Origin of the sequence: Pseudorhodoplanes sp. (genome assembly GCF_050250235.1) — a bacterium.
Lineage (GTDB): Bacteria > Pseudomonadota > Alphaproteobacteria > Rhizobiales > Xanthobacteraceae > Pseudorhodoplanes.
Genome location: NZ_JBFWPA010000003.1, coordinates 66,999 through 86,139, shown reverse-complemented (window position 1 = coordinate 86,139; position 19,141 = coordinate 66,999). Strand labels below are relative to the sequence as shown.

17 protein-coding genes are annotated in these 19,141 nt (G+C 63.9%); 3 read left to right on the top strand and 14 right to left on the bottom strand.

Features of this window, described 5'->3' with window-relative positions; all coding sequences use genetic code 11:
• Positions 1-54 precede the first annotated feature (54 nt).
• From AB7F49_RS02655 to AB7F49_RS02635, 5 genes are all read right to left on the bottom strand, one after another.
• Positions 55-804 carry a transaldolase family protein gene (locus AB7F49_RS02655; protein WP_428520036.1) on the bottom strand — a complete coding sequence of 250 codons (750 nt, stop codon included), beginning with the start codon at positions 802-804 and terminating at the stop codon, positions 55-57.
• Positions 805-950: 146 nt separating this feature from the next.
• A complete protein-coding gene (locus tag AB7F49_RS02650) occupies positions 951-2,378 on the bottom strand; it encodes a mannose-1-phosphate guanylyltransferase/mannose-6-phosphate isomerase (RefSeq protein ID WP_428520034.1) in 1,428 nt (475 codons plus the stop codon).
• Positions 2,379-2,431: 53 nt separating this feature from the next.
• Positions 2,432-3,448 carry an NAD-dependent epimerase gene (locus AB7F49_RS02645; RefSeq protein WP_428520032.1) on the bottom strand — a complete coding sequence of 339 codons (1,017 nt, stop codon included), beginning with the start codon at positions 3,446-3,448 and terminating at the stop codon, positions 2,432-2,434.
• Positions 3,445-4,728: a nucleotide sugar dehydrogenase gene (locus AB7F49_RS02640; protein WP_428520030.1), complete on the bottom strand. Its 1,284-nt coding sequence runs from the start codon at positions 4,726-4,728 to the stop codon at positions 3,445-3,447. Before AB7F49_RS02640 ends, AB7F49_RS02645 begins: the two co-directional genes overlap by 4 nt.
• 36 nt (positions 4,729-4,764) lie before the next feature.
• Complete coding sequence (locus tag AB7F49_RS02635) at positions 4,765-5,952, bottom strand: glycosyltransferase family 4 protein (protein WP_428520028.1); 1,188 nt, start codon at positions 5,950-5,952, stop codon at positions 4,765-4,767.
• A gap of 144 nt (positions 5,953-6,096) precedes the next feature.
• Between AB7F49_RS02635 and AB7F49_RS02630 the strand changes: the two genes are divergently transcribed.
• From AB7F49_RS02630 to AB7F49_RS02620, 3 genes are read left to right on the top strand one after another with little or no spacing between them, the layout of a single operon-like run.
• Positions 6,097-7,104: a lysylphosphatidylglycerol synthase transmembrane domain-containing protein gene (locus tag AB7F49_RS02630; protein ID WP_428520026.1), complete on the top strand. Its 1,008-nt coding sequence runs from the start codon at positions 6,097-6,099 to the stop codon at positions 7,102-7,104.
• On the top strand, positions 7,101-8,567 hold the full coding sequence (locus AB7F49_RS02625) for a glycosyltransferase (RefSeq protein ID WP_428520025.1): 1,467 nt from the start codon (positions 7,101-7,103) through the stop codon (positions 8,565-8,567). Before AB7F49_RS02630 ends, AB7F49_RS02625 begins: the two co-directional genes overlap by 4 nt.
• Positions 8,568-8,577: 10 nt before the next feature.
• Entirely contained in the window at positions 8,578-9,981 is a 1,404-nt protein-coding gene (locus AB7F49_RS02620; RefSeq protein ID WP_428520023.1) for an ArnT family glycosyltransferase, read from the top strand.
• Positions 9,982-10,012: 31 nt separating this feature from the next.
• Here the strand turns inward: AB7F49_RS02620 and AB7F49_RS02615 are convergent, their stop codons facing one another.
• From AB7F49_RS02615 to AB7F49_RS02575, 9 genes are read right to left on the bottom strand one after another with little or no spacing between them, the layout of a single operon-like run.
• Positions 10,013-10,993 carry a GDP-L-fucose synthase family protein gene (locus AB7F49_RS02615; protein ID WP_428520021.1) on the bottom strand — a complete coding sequence of 327 codons (981 nt, stop codon included), beginning with the start codon at positions 10,991-10,993 and terminating at the stop codon, positions 10,013-10,015.
• Complete coding sequence (gene gmd / locus AB7F49_RS02610) at positions 10,990-12,027, bottom strand: GDP-mannose 4,6-dehydratase (protein ID WP_428520019.1); 1,038 nt, start codon at positions 12,025-12,027, stop codon at positions 10,990-10,992. The genes AB7F49_RS02615 and gmd overlap by 4 nt, the downstream gene beginning before the upstream one ends.
• On the bottom strand, positions 12,020-13,123 hold the full coding sequence (locus tag AB7F49_RS02605) for a glycosyltransferase (RefSeq protein WP_428520017.1): 1,104 nt from the start codon (positions 13,121-13,123) through the stop codon (positions 12,020-12,022). The genes gmd and AB7F49_RS02605 overlap by 8 nt, the downstream gene beginning before the upstream one ends.
• Positions 13,120-13,995, bottom strand: coding sequence for a hypothetical protein (locus tag AB7F49_RS02600; protein WP_428520015.1), 876 nt, complete (start codon positions 13,993-13,995; stop codon positions 13,120-13,122). Before AB7F49_RS02600 ends, AB7F49_RS02605 begins: the two co-directional genes overlap by 4 nt.
• A 7-nt stretch (positions 13,996-14,002) precedes the next feature.
• On the bottom strand, positions 14,003-15,082 hold the full coding sequence (locus AB7F49_RS02595; RefSeq protein WP_428520013.1) for a glycosyltransferase: 1,080 nt from the start codon (positions 15,080-15,082) through the stop codon (positions 14,003-14,005).
• A gap of 5 nt (positions 15,083-15,087) precedes the next feature.
• A complete protein-coding gene (locus AB7F49_RS02590) occupies positions 15,088-15,648 on the bottom strand; it encodes an acyltransferase (RefSeq protein WP_428520011.1) in 561 nt (186 codons plus the stop codon).
• Positions 15,645-16,796 (bottom strand): DegT/DnrJ/EryC1/StrS family aminotransferase, encoded by a 1,152-nt coding sequence (locus AB7F49_RS02585; RefSeq protein ID WP_428520009.1) that lies wholly within the window; start codon positions 16,794-16,796, stop codon positions 15,645-15,647. Before AB7F49_RS02585 ends, AB7F49_RS02590 begins: the two co-directional genes overlap by 4 nt.
• Positions 16,793-17,872, bottom strand: coding sequence for a Gfo/Idh/MocA family protein (locus AB7F49_RS02580; protein WP_428520007.1), 1,080 nt, complete (start codon positions 17,870-17,872; stop codon positions 16,793-16,795). The genes AB7F49_RS02585 and AB7F49_RS02580 overlap by 4 nt, the downstream gene beginning before the upstream one ends.
• On the bottom strand, positions 17,869-19,140 hold the full coding sequence (locus AB7F49_RS02575; RefSeq protein ID WP_428520005.1) for a glycosyltransferase family 4 protein: 1,272 nt from the start codon (positions 19,138-19,140) through the stop codon (positions 17,869-17,871). Before AB7F49_RS02575 ends, AB7F49_RS02580 begins: the two co-directional genes overlap by 4 nt.
• Between the last annotated feature and the right edge of the window lies 1 nt (position 19,141).

Sequence of the window (19,141 nt, the reverse complement as noted above, 5' to 3'; positions counted from 1 at the left end):
CCCGCTGCACCCCGTGGATGGTGCAGGGTTTCGCGAAACGGCGACACCCAAAGGCTATTCCGCCGCCGCCCGCCCGCCAAGGTCGAGCCGCAATCCGGCCGCCAGCGCATCTTCCCGGAAGGCCTGCACCGCGCCCACCGACAATTCCTCGGGCGTCTTGCTGCCCAGCGCCGGCAGCTTCTTCAGCACATCGGCGGGTGCGGTGATGATATGGCAGCCCATCCGATCGGCCTCGATGACATTGTAGACCTCCCGGGTCGAGGCCCAGATGATCTCTACATTTTCCGTCTCGCGCGCCTGGGCGATCGCGTCGCGCATCAGGGGCGCATAGTCGATCCCGAAATCGGCGAGCCGCCCGGCAAAGACCGAGACACAGGCCGGCGCGCCGCCACGCAGCGCAGCCATCGCCTTGCCGACCTGGTCGGCGGTGAAAATTGCCGTCATGTTGATTTTCACGCCCTCCGACGACAGCGCGCGCACCGCATCAAACAACGGTTCCTTGCGCGTCGTGGTGACCGGAAGTTTCAGATAGACATTCGGCCCCCATGACGCGATTACGCGGCCCTGTGCCACCATCTCCGGAATGTCGTCGGAGAAGACCTCGAAAGAGATGTGCCGGTCGGGCACCGCGGCAACCAGGTCGCGTGCATAGGCTTCGTAATCCTTCACACCGGCCTTCTTCAGCAATGACGGATTGGTGGTGAAGCCGGCGATCCATCCGTTCTTCGCCATCTCCACAATCTGCGCTTTCTCCGCGCCGTCGGTGAACAGCTTGACCTTGAGGTCGCCGAGTTTGATCGCCATGACGCTCTCCGTCATTCCGGGGCGCCCGCAGGCGCAAAGCGGAAGCGGGCGAACCGGGAATCCATAGCGCCCAGGCGGCCGATAGGCAAAGGATTGTGCGCTTCGTTCCGGATTCGCGCCCTGGCGCACCCGGATAGCGACCCGGATCACGACCGCCGGTAATCATCCTCGATGCGGACGATATCGTCCTCGCCGAGATAGGAGCCGGTCTGGACCTCGATCAGTTCCAGATCGATCATGCCGGGATTTTCCAGCCGGTGCGAGGTGCCCATCGGAATATAGACCGACTGGTTCTCGTGCAGCGTCGTGACCGCATCGCCGATCGTCACGCGTGCGGTGCCGCGCACCACCACCCAATGCTCCGCCCGGTGGTTGTGATATTGCAGCGACAGCCGGCCGCCGCGCTTCACCACGATCCGCTTCACCTGATAGCGCGCGCCGTGGTCGAGCGACTGATAATTCCCCCAGGGCCGGTGCACCCGCAGGTGATCCTCGGTCACCGATGGCGCCACCTCTTTCAGCCTGCTCACCAGCCGCTTCATCTGCGCCGTATGCGCGCGGTCGGCGATCAGCACCGCGTCCTCGCTCGCCACCACCACAAGGTCGCGCACCCCGAACAAGGCCACCAGCGGCTTCTCCGAGGAGGCAAAGGAATTGTAAGTATCGACGAACACCGCATGGCCCTGACCGGCATTGCCGTTGCCATCATGCGGCGACAATTCCCACACCGCATGCCAAGAACCGACATCGGACCAGCCATAGGACACCGGGATCACCGCGGCTCGCGTGGTTTTCTCCATCACCGCATAGTCGATCGAGATCGGCCGCGCCCGCGAGAAATGTCCCGGATCGATGGTGACAAAGCCGAGGTCGCTGCCCGCCGCCTCGATCGCTTCTCTCGCAGCCTCCACCGTCCCGGCCTCGAACGCGGCGTATTCGGCCAGCAGGTCGTCCGCTGCAAAAATGAAATTGCCGGAATTCCAGAGATAGCCCTCCGCGATATGGCGCCCGGCGGTCTCGGCATCCGGCTTCTCGACGAACTGGTCGACCGCGAACACCTCACCGCCGATCCGCGCACCGGGGCGGATATAGCCGTATTCGGTGGCCGGCCGGTCCGGTTTCACGCCGAAAGTCACGATCCGTCCCTGCAGCGCGGCGTCCGCCGCCTCGCGGCAGGCCGCAACGAACGCGGCCGCATCGGTCACGACGTGATCCGCCGCCAGCGCCATCATCACCGGATTGCCGTCGCGCCGGACGCCAAAGGCGGCGCCTGCGGCAATGGCGGGTCCGGAATCACGGCGGATCGGCTCCAGCAGGATGTCGGCGTCAACGCCGATCTCCGCGAGCTGATCCTTCACGACGAACCGGTATCGGGTATTGGTGATGACGATCGGCCGGCCGAATACCGAAGCATCCGCGACCCGCAGCATGGTCTCCTGGAAGGTCGAGCGCGGACCCAGCAGCGGCAGGAACTGCTTCGGCCGGCCCTCGCGCGACGACGGCCACAGCCGCGTGCCGGCACCACCGCACATCACAAGCGGAACGATATGACTGGATGAGGCCGTTTGGTTCATGAGGGCTTAAGGCGCATCGCAAGTTCCACTGCAACGGTTAGAGCACGGCGGTCTTAAGTTCCCGTGTACTTGCGATACCAGTCAACAAAATTGCGGATGCCGGCTTCTATCGGGGTCGAGGGCCGGAATCCCACGTCGCGCATCAGATCGTCCACATCGGCATAGGTTTCCGGCACGTCGCCAGGCTGCATCGGCATCAGGTTACGCTCCGCCTTGCGCCCGAGGCACTTCTCCAGTTCGGAGACGACGTGCAGCAATTCGACCGGCCGATTGTTGCCGATATTGTAGATTCGGTAAGGTGCCGAACTCGTCGCCGGATCGGGATCATTGCCCGACCAGTTCGGATCGGGCGCCGCGGGCCGATCAATCAGACGCACGACCGATTCCACGACGTCGTCGACATAGGTGAAGTCGCGGCGCATGTTGCCGTGGTTGAACAGCGCAATCGGCTTCCCGGAAAGGATCGACTGCGCGAAAATCCACATCGCCATATCCGGCCGTCCCCACGGGCCATAAACCGTGAAGAACCGCAAGCCGGTTACCGGCAGCCGGAACAGATGCGCGTAGGAATGCGCCATCAGTTCATTGGCCTTCTTGCTCGCCGCATACATCGAGATCGGATGGTCGACATTGTCGCTCACGCGGAACGGCAGGCTGGTATTGGCGCCGTAGACAGACGACGACGACGCAAATATGAGATGCCGGCAGGCATTGTGGCGGCAGCCTTCCAGCACGTTGGCAAAGCCCTGCAGGTTGGCGTCGACATAGGCTTCCGGATGCGTGATCGAATGTCGCACGCCGGCCTGGGCGGCGAGGTGCACGACATGGGGAAACCGGTATTCGCGAAACAGCGCGGGCGCCGCTTCGCGGTCGGCGAGATCCAGCTTGTTGAATTCAAAATGATCTGACTTCACCAGTTCGGCAAGCCGCGCTTCCTTCAGTGCGGGATCGTAATACGGCGTCAGGTTATCGACGCCCACAACACGGTGCCCCTGGGACAGCAGCCTGCGCGCAACGTGAAACCCGATGAAGCCGGCTGCGCCGGTGACGAGGATGGGTCCGTTCATCACAAGCGCCACAATTCGATGGATGCAGGCTTTGACCCGCGGTCGAGGATGGACTTGACGTCGAATACCAGGCCTTCGCCGCCGCGCAACAGACTGCCGATCAGCGGCCAGCCGCCATGCACATAATCCTCGTGCGCAACCGCAAGCACGACCGCATCGGCCGCCTCCAGTTCGCTCATGGTCATCAGCGCGATCCCGTATTCATGTTTGGCCTCCTCGGCCGAAGCCAGCGGATCATGGACCTGCACCACAACACCGGCAGCGGCCAGTTCGCGGACGATATCGGCCACCTTGGAATTGCGGGTGTCGGGCACATTTTCCTTGAAGGTCATGCCGAGAATTGTGACGACCGCGTTGACCCGCTGACGCCTGAACAGTGCCTGCACACAGGCAAGCGCCACCCGCTGGCCGACATTGTCGTTGATCCGCCTCCCGGCGAGGATGACTTCGGGATGATAGCCCGCCCGTTCGGCGCGATAGGTCAGGTAATAGGGATCGACGCCGATGCAATGTCCGCCCACCAGGCCAGGGTAGAAGCGCTGGAAATTCCATTTGGTGCCGGCGGCGGCGAGAACGTCACCAGTATCGATGCCGAGCCGATGGCAGATCGCGGATAATTCGTTCATGAATGCGATGTTCAGATCGCGCTGGGTATTCTCGATCACCTTCGCCGCTTCCGCAACCTTGATCGACGGAGCGCGATGGATGCCGGCGGTGACGACCGAGCCGTAGACTTGCGCGACAATATCGAGCGTCGCTTCATCCTGGCCGGCCACCACCTTGGTGATGGTCTCGAAGCGATGCCTGGTGTCGCCAGGGTTGATGCGCTCGGGTGAGTAGCCAACCGAGAAATCCTGCCCCGCCCGCAAGCCCGACGCTCGCTCCAGCACCGGCACGCAATCCTCCTCGATGCAGCCGGGATAGACCGTGGATTCGTAAACCACGATCGCGCCCTTCGGCATCGTCCTGCCTACCGTTTCGGACGCCCCGAACAGCGCGCGCAGATCAGGCCGGTTGGCCTGGTCGATCGGCGTCGGAACCGTCACGATAAAGAAGTCCGCGCCCTTCAGTTGCGCGGCGTCACTCGCGAGTGACAGCGTGCGGATCGCAAGATCGGCGGGCGCGACCTCCCGGGTGCGGTCGTGGCCCGCCTGCAATTCCGCGATCCGGCGCAGATCGATGTCAAAGCCCACAACCGGGATGCCGGCACGGGCAAACGACACCGCGACCGGAAGCCCGACATAGCCAAGACCGATCACGGCGATCTTGCGGCGGTTCGCCACGATGTGAAGCCCCTTCAAATTGAACGCGCGGCCTCTTTAGCTGGCTGCCGCGACGGGCCGCAATAGTCGCGGGGGTCCCTCAATGAGCCGGTCGTAAAGCGCGAGGATTTCCTGCCCAATGCGGGCGCTTGAGAATTCAGTCTCAGCCATGTGCCGCCCCTCACGGCCAAGTTTCAACCGCAACGCCTTGTCGCGCGCAAGCACCGCGATCGCATCCGCAAGCGCCACCGGATCGTCCGGCGGCACCAGGAACGCATTGACCCCATGCCGCGCGATCTCCCGGCAACCGGGGACGTCGGTCGCCACGATCGGACGGCCGAACGCCGCCGCTTCCAGCAGACTCTTGGGCAGCCCCTCCCGGCGCGAGGGCAGCACCGCGATATGCGCGCGCGCCCAGACCTTCTCGATGCCAGAGACATTCCCCAGCAATTCGAGGTTCGGCCGGGTCTTCCAGCCCTCGATTTCCGCGACCGGAATCGAGGCCGGGTTGGCCGGGTCGCGGTCGCCCGCAATCAGGAGCCGCACCCGCTCGCCATGTGCCATCAGCAGCGCATGCGCCTCGACTAGCGGTCGCACCCCCTTGTCGTCGAGCAGGCGTCCGACAAAGGCCGCGGTGACCTCGCCTTCGGGTTCCGGCAAGGGCAGCATCGTGTCGGTGTCGATGCCGGAGCCGGGGATCAGATTCACGCGCTCCGCGGCCACCCCGAGCATTCGCACCGCGTCACGATCGTCCGGATTCTGGACCAGCACCGCCGCGCGCGGATTGTTGAACAGAAGCCGCGCCAGCGCGGTCAGCACCGGACGCATGGCAAGCGCGCTCGCGCTGCGCGACGTGAACACGAAGCCAAGTCCCGCCAGCGCATTCAGCCGCCTCGGCGGAAGCCCAACCGCCGCAAGCGAGCCGATGATGGACGGCTGCAACGCGACGTGATGCACGATGTCTGGCTTGAGCCGGCGATACAGACCGCGCACCTGCCGCACGATCGAGGCGACGTTCAGCGGATTGGTCGAGCCGCGCTTCCAGTCGAGAGGATGCAGGGTAAATCCGCGCCCCTCGATCTGCGCGCCATGTGCCTGCACGCGGGTCGCGACATGGACCTGATAGCCCGCGCGTTGCGCCGCAAGCGCCATCGGCAACCGGTGCGAGATGAAGTACCAGTCCTCGGTCACGAGATAGACCAGCACCGGTCCCTCGATCGCGGATTGCCCTCCAGCCTCCGGCATCACGGTTCCAGTCCGCCCCTCGAAAAGGCTTGACGGCGTGGCATCGCCATTGTTCCAGTCCCGCCCGCCTGCCCGAGACGGCCTGCGAGCGATTTCGCTTCAGCGCCATCCTCTAGCAGGCGTTCCGTCGGATCAGAAGCCTGCATGCGTATCGACACACCGAGCGATGCCGCCCCAACCGCCCGCGGTCCCACACGCCGGCGGCTGTTCGAACTGGCGCTTACGGTCGCGGTCGCGGCGGCACTCCTGAGCATCACCTTGCACTTCGTCGACATCCACCAGGTCAGCCAGGGCCTGCGCAAGATCGGTCTTTCGGCCGCGCTGTTCGCCGCCGCCCTGCTGCTGGCGCAGGTCGTGCTGTGCGCGCTGCGCTGGATGCTGATCACGCGGCTGACACCCACGCCCCTGCCGTTTCGCGAAGCCACGCGCGGCTATCTCGAAGCGGCATTCGTGAACGCGTTCCTGCCGAGCCTGATCGTCAGCGACGGCACCCGGATGGTCCGCGCCATGGCAAGCGGCGCGAGTCCGACCCACGCATTCGTCGGCGTTGCGAGCGACCGGCTGGTGGCGCTTTGTGCCCTCGCCATGGCCTCCGCCACAGGGTTGTTCCTGCTGCCGGAAACCAGCCGCCATCCGCTGATCGTGCTCGCGCTGGTCGGCCTGCTGCCGGCTTTTGTGATCGGGCTCGTCGCGCTCGATATTCTTGGCCGCATGTTCGTGCGCTTCTCCCGGTTTCGCATCGTGCGCCCGTTTCTCGAACTCGCCTCCCTGATGGAGCGGCTGCGCCGCATGCCCGGGCTCACCGCGCTCGTGATCGCGATCTCGCTGATCGGCCACGCGCTTTCGGCCGGCAGCTTCTACATCCTCGCGCGGCAGCTTGAACTCGGCATCGGCTATTGGGAGATGTTCGCGCTGTCCGCGCCCATCATCGTCTACTCGGCGGTACCGATCTCGGTCGGCGGATGGGGTGTCCGCGAGGCGCTGAGCGCGGCTCTGTTCGCGCTGATCGGGATTGCGCCCGCCTCGGGCGTCGCGCTTTCCATCGCCTTCGGGCTTCTGACGTCCGCGGTCGGGCTGTTCTGCGGTGCGATCGCGCTGGCAGCCACGTTTCGCAGCCGCGCCCTCGCATTCCGAAAGGCGCCGCAATCGTGACCGCGACGGACATTCCCGGCAGCGCGCTGGCCCGCGCGCAAATGCGCAAGGCCGCGATCCTCGATCACGCCAACAAGATCGCAGGCCAGCGCCAGCACTGGATCGCCCGCAACCGCGCCTTCTATCGCGACGACCGCAACTACATGAAGTTCCTGATTCCGAAGGGCGTGCGCGTGCTCGATCTCGGTTGCGGCAACGGCGACCTGCTGGCCGAACTGGAGCCGTCTCGCGGGGTCGGTATCGACATCAGCCCGGCCATGGTCGAGCAGGCCCAGCGGCTCTATCCCCAACTCGCCTTCGTGGTCGGCGATGTGGAAGACGAAGCCGTCATCGGCGGCATCGACGGGCCATTCGATTACATCATCCTGTCCGACACCGTCGGCATGCTGGACGATATCGAAACCGCGCTTCGGCAATTGCAGCCGCTTTGCGGCCCGGACACCCGGATCATCATCGCCTATTATTCCCAGCTCTGGGAACCGCTGCTGAAGGTCGCGGAATGGGTCGGGCTGAAAATGCCGCAGCCGCCGACCAACTATCTCAACACCACCGATTTCCTGAACATCCTCGATCTCGCCGATTTCGAGCCGATCAAGATGGATTACCGGCAATTGGTGCCGCGGCGCCTGCTCGGCCTCGGAACCTTGATCAACCGCTTCGTCGCGCCGATCCCCGGAATCCGGCGGCTGTGCCTGCGCACCTATGTGGTCGCGCGCTCAAGGACCGCGAAGCGCCCGGCCGACATGTCGGCCAGCATCGTCATCCCCTGCCGCAACGAGCGCGGCAATATCGAGACCGCGATCAAGCGCCTGCCGCCCTTCGGCAAGTCGCAGGAAATCATCTATGTCGAAGGCAATTCCAGCGACGGCACTTTCGAGGAATGCCTGCGCGTGCAGCAGGCCTATTCCGGCACCCACGACATCAAGGTGCTGAAGCAGGACGGCCGCGGCAAGGGCGACGCCGTGCGCAAGGCCTTCGCCCATGCTTCGGGCGACATTCTGATGATCCTCGACGCCGACCTCACCATGCCGCCGGAAGCGCTGCCAAAATTTCACGCCGCGATCGAATGCGGCAAGGCCGATTTTGTGAACGGCACGCGCCTCGTCTATCCGATGGATGACGAGGCGATGCGCCCGCTCAATTTCCTCGCCAATCGCTTTTTCGCCGGGGTGTTCAGCTATCTCGTCAATCAGCGTTTCAGCGACACGCTGTGCGGTACCAAGGCCATGAGCCGCAAGCATTACGAGGCGATCGCACGCGGGCGCGACTATTTCGGTGAGTTCGATCCCTTCGGAGATTTCGATCTGATCTTCGGTGCGGCGAAGCAGAATCTCAAGATCGTCGAGGTGCCGGTCCATTACGGCGCCCGCGTCTACGGAGAGACGCAGATTTCGCGGTTTCGCGACGGCTGGCTGCTGCTGCGGATGGTCGGCTTCGCCTTCATGAAGCTCAAGGCGTTCTGAGGCATTGCCGATGACCGCCTTACCAATGCGCTTCGGCTCCCGGAATGGCGCAACCGACTTCCTGCCGCTGCTGTGGCTCTTCCTGTTTGCGCTGGCAATCCGCTGGACCTACGCGCTCGGCGTCTACGCGGCGATGGGTGACAGCGGCATCATCTCCGCGGACGGTCACGGATACATGTCGGATGCGCGGCGGATGGTGGAGCACCTTTCGGCCGGCACCCTGCAGGCCGCGCAATGGCTGGGTACCGACCGATCCACCATGCCGGTATTTTCCTGGCTGCTCGCGCTCAATGTCATGGCATTCGGCGACAAGGGCGCCTTCGCCTATGTGCTGACGCAAGGCGTGATCGACGCCGTGACCTGTCTGTTCGTCTACGCCATGGCGGCAATGGTCTCCGGTCGCTTTGCGTTGCCGGCCGGGATCGCCGCGGCGCTCAACCCGACCCAGATCGTCCTGTCGGGGCTCGTCTATACCGACACGCCATTTCTGCTGTTCGTGGCGATCATGCTGTTCGGGTCGCTGCGATGGTTGCGCGCCCCGTCACTCGGCTCGGCGCTGATCATCGGGATCGGCATCGGCGGAGCGGCCCTCACCCGCATCCTGATCCTGCCGTGGCTGCCCGTACTCATCGTGTTTCTTCTGGGTGTGGTGTTCTTTCGGAGGACCTTCGCGCTTCGTCATCTCGCGCATGCGGCAGTCATCGCAGCATTAACGGTGTCGTGTGTCGTACCGGTCATCAGCCGCAACGTCTTCGAGCACGGAGCGTTTGCCCTGACCTCGCAGGGCGGCGTTCACCTCGCCTATTGGGTCGTGCCGCTGGTCAAGGAAGCCAAGGACGGGACGCCCTGGGAACGGACATCGGAAGCCATGAGCAAGCGGGTCAAGGCGAAATATCCCGACATGCCGAAGAACCCGTTCGAGGCATCGCGTCTCACCGCAGAAGTCGGCCGCGAGGCACTGGGCGAACTCGGCTACGCGGCAATCGTCAAGGCCTGGGTGACCGGTGCAGTCATCAACCTCGCGGCACCGGCGATCATTCTGTCACCGCCGGTCGCTCAACTGCCCCGGACCGGATTCTATGCCACCCCTGGCGCGCACATCGTCGAGAAGGTAGTCAACTTCATGTTCCGCTCCGACAACCGGATCTACGCGTGGGTCCTGCTGCTTGGCGTCGCGGGCGTCGCGCTTGTCAGGCTGCTGCAACTGATCGGGCTCGTGGCGGTTGCCCGCGTCGCCCCGGCGGCGGCCCTTCTCGCCGTCCTCTGGGTCTCGTTCATCCTGGCCGTGAACGGCCCGGTCGCCTCGCCGAAATACCGGCTGCCGGTCGAGCCCGCACTTTGCCTTCTCACGGGCGCCGGTTTCGTCCTGCTGCGCGACTGGCGGAAGCGCCGGGCAAAGCCCGGAGCCTCATGAGCGCCGCAACCGCGTCTTCGGAATATCCTGATCAGGTGTGGGTGGCAGCGGCACGATCCGGCTCGGCCACCATGTTTTCCCGGTACCATGCGTAGGTCCTGCGCAGACCATCCGCGAGAGAGGTCTGCGGCCGCCAGCCCATCGCAAACAGGCGCTGGGAGTCCATCAGCTTGCGCGGCGTGCCATCGGGCTTGGAGGAATCGAAACGCAAGGCCGCCTCCACCCCGACCGCGCGGGCGATCTCGATCGCAAGCTGCCTGGTGGTTACCTCCTCGGCGACACCGACATTGATGTGCTCCTCGGCGTTGTAATGCCGCATCAGGAACACGAGCGCGTCGGCAAGGTCATCGACATACATGAATTCGCGCAACGGAGCGCCCGATCCCCAGACTGAAAGCTCGCTCGCCTTGTGCATTTTCACCGCATGCGCCTTGGCGATGAGCGCCGGCACAACATGGCTGGACTGCAGATCGAAATTGTCGCCGGGACCATACAGGTTGGTGGGCATCGCCGAGATGTAGTTGCACCCATATTGCCGGCGATAGGCGCGGCACAGCATGATGCCGGCGATCTTGGCAACGGCGTACCACTGGTTGGTCGGCTCAAGCGGACCGGTCAGAAGCGAGTCCTCGTTCATCGGCTGGGGCGCGAGTCGCGGATAGATGCAGGAAGAACCGAGGAACATCAGCTTCTCGACCCCGGCGCGTCGCGACGCCTCGATCAGGTTCGTTTCGATGACGAGATTGTCGTAGAGGAATTCCGCAGGACGCGAGTCATTCGCCAGAATGCCACCCACCGGCGCCGCGGCCACGAATACCGCCTGCGGTCGATGCCGGGTCATCCATGCCTCGACCGCGTCCTGGCGCAGGAGATCAAGTTCGGCACGGGTCGCCGTCAGGATGCGGCAATCCTCACTTTGCAGCCGCCGCGCCAGCGCCGAGCCGACGAGCCCGCGATGACCCGCAACGAAGACCCGTTTCCCGGTCAGGTCGTAATCGGTCGCTGGCGTCATGACAGGAGCCGCAGATCGCTTTGCACCATTTCCGTGATCAACTGATCGAAGTTGGTGCGGTGGCTCCAGCCGAGATCGCGGCGCGCCTTGCTGGCATCACCGACAAGGTTGTTTACCTCGGTCGGACGGAAATACCGCGTATCGATTGCAACCAGCACCGCGCCGGTCGAAGCGTCGAGGCCGACCTCGTCCGCACCCTGGCCCTTCCAGACGAGGCTACGGCCGATGGCCGCGAACGCCTTTTCGGTGAGTTCGCGAACCGAATGGGCCTCGCCCGTGGCGAGAACGAAATCATCCGGCTTGTGATGCTGCATGATCAGCCACATGCCCTCGACGTAGTCGCGCGCGTGACCCCAGTCGCGCCGTGCATCGAGATTGCCGATGAACAGCTTGTCCTGCTTCCCCGCGTGGATCGCCGCGACCGCGCGCGTGATCTTGCGGGTGACGAAGGTCTCGCCCCGGATCGGGCTCTCGTGATTGAACAGGATGCCGTTGCTTGCGAAAATGCCGTAGCCTTCGCGATAATTCACGGTCATCCAGTACGCATAGAGCTTCGCGGCGGCGTAAGGGCTGCGCGGTGCGAACGGCGTTGTCTCGTTCTGCGGTGCCGGGCTGTTGCCGTATTGCTCCGAGCTGGAAGCCTGATAGAACCGCACGCGACTTTCCATTTTCAGAATGCGGATGGCTTCAAGCAGGCGCAACGGGCCCAGCGCATCGGCATTGGCGGTATATTCCGGAGTCTCGAACGACACCTGTACATGGCTCTGGGCGCCGAGATTGTAGATTTCGGTCGGCTGGGTTTCCTGGATCAGTCGGATCAGATTGGTGGCGTCGGTCAGGTCGCCGTAATGCAGAAAGAAATTGGTGTGGCCGAAATGCGGGTCTTCGTAGAGATGGTCGACGCGCTGCGTGTTCAGCGAGGACGACCGGCGCTTGACGCCGTGCACCACATAGCCCTTTGCGAGCAGCAACTCGGACAGATAGGCGCCATCCTGCCCTGTGACGCCGAGGACGAGTGCAATCTTGTCAGCCATTTTGGTCCCGTAGCTGCAAGGCAGCGGGGTTTGAACCCTGCTGATAGCGCGCCGCGAAACGATCGACCGCACGGTCGAGGGTGAAATTCTCCACCACGCGGGATCGGGCGGCCGCCTGACGCTCCGCCCGGTCGGGATGCGCCGCCTCGGCGGCGAGCGCCAGAGCAAGCGCACCTGGATCGCGGATCGGCACCACCCGCCCGGCATCACCCACGATCAGCCGGGCGTCGCCCACGTCGGTCGCAACGGGGATCAGGCCCGAGCTCATGCCTTCCGCAAGCACATTGGAGAAGCCCTCGGCAAATGCCGAGCTCGACACCACGATGTCGGCGCAACGGTAAAGCCGCTCGATGTCGGTCCGCAAACCGAGTGCAAGCACATTGTCGGGCCGTTCGAGGGTTTCAGTACCGGCGCCGACAAGCAGGCCGTGAAGGTGCGGCAACGCCCGCATTGCCGTGAGGAAACTCGCATGATCCTTCATCGGGTTCAGACGCGCGACATGGATCGCCACGATGGCGTCGTCGGGGAGCCCGAATTCCGCGCGCAGCGCCGTACGATCGGCGGGATCGGGACGAAACCGGCCGGTGTTGACGCCATTCGGGATTATGTCCGAATGGCGCGGTCGGTATCCATGGTTCAGATGGAAGTCGAGACCCGTCCGCGAGTTGGCGATGACGAGGTCTGGCCAGGCAGAGAGCCTCGCATTGATGCGGACGAGCCGGCCATAACCGCCTGCGATGGTATCCGAAGCACGCAGATTCCAGTATAGTCTCCGCTTGCCGGGAACCACGCGGTTTGCCAGGGCGGCGAACAGATCGCCGTAATACATCCAGCCCTGCATCACGTCCGGCCTTGTCTTTCGGACCAGGGCGGCAAGCCTGCCGACCGCGGCCATGGCGCCTGCCAGCGAGCCGACATTCAGCGAGTGCACGGGGATACCTGCCGCCAGAAGGGCCGCCGCATGCGCGCCGGCGCCGGTGACGCTCACCACGTCCTGCGAGAAGCCTCGCTGCTTCAGCGCCGTGGCCAGTTGCACCAGAAATGCCTCGGCGCCCCCGGTATCGAGCCCGCTGATGACATGCATCACCCGCGTCATGCGGGACCGGCAACCAGCGCGAGCTGGGTAAACAATGCCGCGTCGTCATAGCGCTCGCGCCACCACGGATGGACTGTGCCGCGATAGGTTTCCTTGACGTTGCGCGACGGCACCACGCGTGCCGCGATATTGCGGCTCCTGAACAAGGCATCGATGTCGGGTGCGCGGAGCAGGTTCATCGCCTTTCCGCGCCGGGCAATATAGTCGTCAGGCGGCTGTTCGTAGAGACCGTTGAGCGGATTGCCGGTCGGATAATGATTGCCAAAATCGACGAGATGCAGAAAGCGCGTGGCCGACGTCTGAATCTCCGCGAGCTTGTCCATCGTGCCTTCGATGGGAAAGACGTGCTCCAGGCAGGATTGCGAGATCACGATATCGGCCGCTCCGCCGGCCGCGAACTTTTCAAAACCGCAGCGCTGGATGGTGAAGCGTTCGCGCAATCGTTTGCGAAATTCGGCGAAGTCCATCCGTGGGCCATAAAGCGCGACGAGATCGGCATAGAAGATGAAGTGGTACTTCTCGACCACTTCCGGGCTGTCGAAAAGCTGCGGGTCCCATTCCGGCTCCGCGCTTTCAAACGAGGAGGCACCGCAGAAAATGACGAGAGGTCCAAAGCCGCCGAGCGGACCGCAGCCGATCTCCACCACGCGACGGCCGTCAAAATCGAGCGGCTCCCATGGCATCGCGCGCCGCACAACCGCCTCCTGCCGCAGCAGCAATTCGGCGAAGCGGATGCCGCGGCCATGCTTGGAGGAATAGATCAGTTCGTTCGGCTGCCAGGATGGACCGCCCCGCAGCCCCGGAAGCCGATGCCGCAGCACGCGCCAGCTTTCGCGTGGCGTCAGGGAAAGGAGATATTCGAGCTTTGCCATCCGCGTTCTACAGGCTTGAGAAGAGTTTCAGATACGAGTCTGCGATGCGGGCGCTGGAGAAGCGGGCGGCATCGGCCATTGCGGCTGCGCTTAGCCGCCGCGCCAGATCGCGATCATCGAGCAGTGCGGCCATCGCCCCGCTCAACGCCGCCAGATCACCATCCGATACCAGCAGCCCGTTGACGCCATCGACGATGATGTCGCGCGGACCGTGCGGGCAGTCGAACGCGACGACCGGAGCGCCTGCCGCCATCGCCTCGACAATCACGTGGCCAAAGCCCTCCCAGCGCGACGAGAGCACAAAAACGTCGGCGTGCGCGAGCCAGTGTACCGGCTGGCGCACGAAGCCGGGCATGTGAAGCGTGACACCGAGATCGCGCGCCTTCGCCGCCAGCGCATCACGATCCGGCCCCTCTCCCACCAGCACCAGCCGCATTTCGGGGCGCTTCAAATCCGCGACCGCGCGGATCAGCCGGTCGAAGCCCTTCTGGCGGATCAGGCGGCCGACCCCGATGATCCAGGGGCCGTTCTTTTCGACCGGAGGCGTCTGTGCAAGCTTCGCCTCGGCGCTCAGTGCGTCAACTTCGATGGGATTGTGAATCGTTACCACCGAAGCCGGCGGCAACGCGTAATCCGCGATCAGTTCCTGACGGACGCCCTCGGACAGGGCGACGACGGCATCCGCGCGCGGATAGGAGAAGCGCGTCAGCTGCTGGCGAAGCCGTCCGATATCGCCCCGCGCGCGGTGACTGTTGGTTTCGCGCACGACGAGCTTGGTTTCGCGGGAACCGGACAGCGCGCGCGCCGCCACCGCAACGACGTTAGCATCCAGCACGGACGAGAGCACCACCTCGGGCCGTTGCCGCCGGATCAGACGCGCCAGCGGCAATACCGCGTTGCGCAACTGGCCGCGCCCGACCGGCACGGTGCGCAGTTGCGGGTCGACCCACGCCAGTGCAGGGCCGTCCCGCTGCGCGGCAGCAAGTGTCACATCGTGACCGGCCTGGCGGAAACAGGCAGCAAGATTGATCAGCGTGCGCTGCGCCCCCCCGCCGCCGAAATCCGGCAGGAAACAAACGATCCGCATGGGGATCAGGAGACGCGCACAAGGGCATCGCCCTCGGTCTTGTAACGCTCGCCGGTGCGCGGACAGACCAGATCGCCCTTCAGGATTTCGCCCGCGGCGGAAACCCACCCGATCCGTCGCGCCGGATTGCCGACCATGAGTGCATAGGCCGGAACGTCTTTGGTCACCACCGATCCCGCGCCGATCATGGCGTAGTCCGCGACCGCGTTGCCGCACACGATCGTGGCATTCGCGCCTATGGTGACCCCACGCGCGATTCGCGTCGCCTCGAACACATCCTTGCGCGACACATGCGCGCGTGGATTTCGCACATTGGTGAAAACCGCATTGGGACCGACAAATACGTCATCCGCGATCTCGATGCGGTCGTAGAGGCAGACATTATCCTTGATCACCACCCGATCACCGATCCAGACACCGCCCTCCACGAACACATTGTGCGCGAGCTTGCAGTCGCGCCCGATGCGCGCGCCTTTCAACACGATGCAGTGCTGCCACAGCCGCGTGCCGGCACCGATCGTCGCATCCGGCGAGATCTCTGCGGTGGGGTGCGCGACGAAACTCATGCGCGCACCGCCTCAATCAGCGCGGATGCGACGCGCTCGACCTGAAGGCGCGTGATTTCCGGATAGATCGGCAGCGAAAGCACGCGCTTCGCGACTCGGCTCGTTACCGGAAAATCATCCGGCCGGTATCCCAGATGGCGGAAGGCAGGCTGCTCATGCACCGGCACCGGATAATGCACACCAGCACCGATGCCGGCTGCGTTCAGTGTTTCGCGCACGCGGTCGCGATCGTCGATCTGTACCACATACAGATGAAACACCGGCGTGGCGCGTGAATCGGTGACGGGCCGCCCAATCCCGTTGTGGCCGGACAGCAACGCGTCATACCAAGACGCAACCTCGCGCCGCGCTACGTTCCACGCATCGATATGGCGCAGCTTGACCCTCAAAATAGCTGCCTGAAGCGTATCGAGCCGTGAACTAACCCCTTGAAAATCATGGAGATATTTTCCGGCCCGCCCGTGGTTTGCGCGCCGGTTGATACGATCGATCAGGGCCGGATCACGAGCATGGACTGCGCCGGCATCGCCCCAGGCGCCGAGATTCTTTCCGGGAAAAAAGCTGAAGCATGCGGCGTCTCCGAGCTCTCCAACGCGCAAGCCTGAAAAGGATGCACCATGCGCCTGGGCGGCGTCCTCGATCACCTTCAGCCCATGCTTGTCCGCGATTGTGCGGATCGCCGGCATGTCAACCATCTGCCCGTAAAGATGCACCGGCATGATGGCGCGCGTGCGGTCGGTGATGGCGCGCTCGATCGCGTCAGGAGCCGTCAGGCAGGTGCGTTCGTCGATATCGCAAAAAACCGGGCGATATCCGGCATTCGCGATCGCTTCCGCAGTCGCGACGAAGGTGTGGCTCGTCGTGACGATCTCGCCCGATCCGTCGCCCTCACCGAGCAGTTCGGTCACCGCAAGCTCCAGCGCATCGGTCCCATTGCCAACCAGCGCGACGAAGCCGCCGCCACACCAGGCAGCGAATTCATGCGCGAAAGCGTCGTGCTCCGCACCACCGATGAAGCTCGTGTTGGACGCGACGCGCTGCACGGCTGCGTCCAGTTCGGACCGATAGCGCTCGTATTGCGCCTTCAGGTCGACCAGCGGAATGGGCAAAGCGCCGGCTGTCCGCACAGTCTGCACCGATGCTGTCATGGCTTGCGTCCCAACAGGCTGCGCGGCTTTCCGTAACCGATCTTGATCACCTCGCCGGTCGCCATCGACTCGTAAATCGCGATCACGAGCTCTAGCGATCGGCGGCCCTCCAGTCCGTCCACGAGCGACGGCGCGCCGTTCGTCACCGCATCGACCACATGCCGCAAATAGGCGATATGCCCAAATCCGTAAACACTTGGCGGATTTTCGCTGAAGTTCGCAAAGACTTCGTCGTCCCCCGGCTCCGGCCGCTCGAATTTCCAGTCGGTCAGCTTGTTCGCCGCAAAACCGCCAATCACGACGCTCCCATGCTCGCCCAGAATCGACAGAGATCCCTCCAGATCGACCGGCCGGGTGGCGGTCGTTGCCTCGATCACACCGATGGCTCCGCTCGCAAAATTCACCACTGCCACACCAGTGTCTTCGACTTCGATTTTCGACGCCAGCGCGGTTCGGCCGGTTGCATAGACCGAAACCGGCTGGCCTAGGCACCATTGCACCAGATCGACGTGATGGCTGGCCTGGTTGGCGAACACGCCGCCATCAAACGCCCAGGTGCCCCGCCAGGCATCCTGATCGTAATAGTTCTGTCGCCTGCACCAGCGCACGCGCGTCGTACCCATGACAATTTTGCCGAAACGATTTGCATCGAGCGCTTCGCGCAGTTTGCGGACCGGAAGATTGTAGCGATTCTGCTTGACGATAAACAGCTTGATGCCGGCCCGGTCGCAGGCTGCGATCATCCGGTCGGCATCTTCCAGCGTCAGAGCCATCGGCTTCTCGACCACAAGATGCTTGCCGAATGGCGCAAGTTCGATGGCGTGCTCGGCGTGCTTTCCGCTTTCGGTGAGTACGCAAACGATGTCGATGTCTGCCTTGCGCTCCTCCATCATCTCGCGGAGATCGACATAGGCTGGAACCTGGTGCCGTCCTGCGAGCTTGTCCACGCGCGACCGTTGCGCGTCGCATACCGCAACAAGACGCGCGCCGGGCAATTGATCATTTGCGAAGATATCGGAATAACGCTGCGCGATGCGGCCGCAGCCCAATAGTGCGAAACCCAACGTCTCTTTCATCGTTTTGAAGCTCGGTTCGTTTCTGCCCAGATCTCGAAATCCGGCCTTCGGGCAACCACGGATTTCAGAAGTGCAATGTCATTTGCCACGACGTCCGACCAGGGCCGGATGATCTGCTGTGCCAGCGCACCGGTTTGCCCACGCCGGGCCACAATCTCCTCGGGGGATCGCACCAGTTGGCAGAGCGCATCTGCGAGCGACGCGGGCAATTCATTGCGCGCGTATCGTGCAGCGGTGCCGGGCGGGAGCAGCCGGTCGGTCACGGTATCGAGCGGCAGCAACGGATCGGAGGTCGGGAACACGAGGCAGGCGCCGGCCGCGAGCGCTTCGAGATTGGCGTTCGACAGGTTGCCATACATATTGGTCGAGACGTAGACATCGGCGGCATTGAGGAACAGGTTGACGCGCGCATGCGGCTGCGCGCCGGCAAACCGGATGCGGGCCATTACTCCGGACGCGTTGACGCGGGCTTCCATTTCGTCCCGCAGCGGCCCATCGCCGACCACAACGACATCAGCGCCGTCCGGTATGGACCGCAACATCGCAATCGCCGCCTCGATAAACTCGACTGCACCCTTGTAGGGCTCGAGCCGTCCAAGGAACAGAACCACCGGCCGCTCGCCCAGTCCGGTTTCGTTACGAAACGCGCGGACCTGGTCCGCAGGCAACGGCTTCGCATCACAGCCATTCAGCCGTACGGTCCAAGGCGTTTCGGCGCGTACCAGATTCGGGATCAGTGCGGCCGGATCGCTGCCGTCTTCGGTACACACGACATGCGCGAAAGGTGACCGCATCTGCCAGCGGAAGAATGGCGCCTTGCCCGCGGCGATGTCGCGGTGATGCGACTGCACGCCCATCAGCCGCAGCACGACGCGATAACCCGCACGCGCCAGCAGTGCCGCCGGCAGGATGTTTGTATAATTGGCGTAGATCACGTCCGGCTTGAAGCGCGCCGCTAGTGCAAGCATGCGCGCTGCATGCATGGCCTCGTTTCGGGCGGCGGTGACGCGCCGCGCTCTGCCACCGAATGGGCTGGCATATGGCAGGATGACGGTATCGCCGATGACCGGAATATTCCGCCGCAATCGCTTCGGAAAACGCGAATCCGGCTCCTTCACGCAGAACACGGACAGCAGGTCAACATCACGGTCCGCCGCAAGACCCTCGATCAGGCGATAGATCGCAGGAACCCCACCTGGCTCCCATTGCCCTTTCGCCAGTCCGGACTTGAGGCCGGCAAACAGCCGCGCCAGGAACAGCACGCGCACG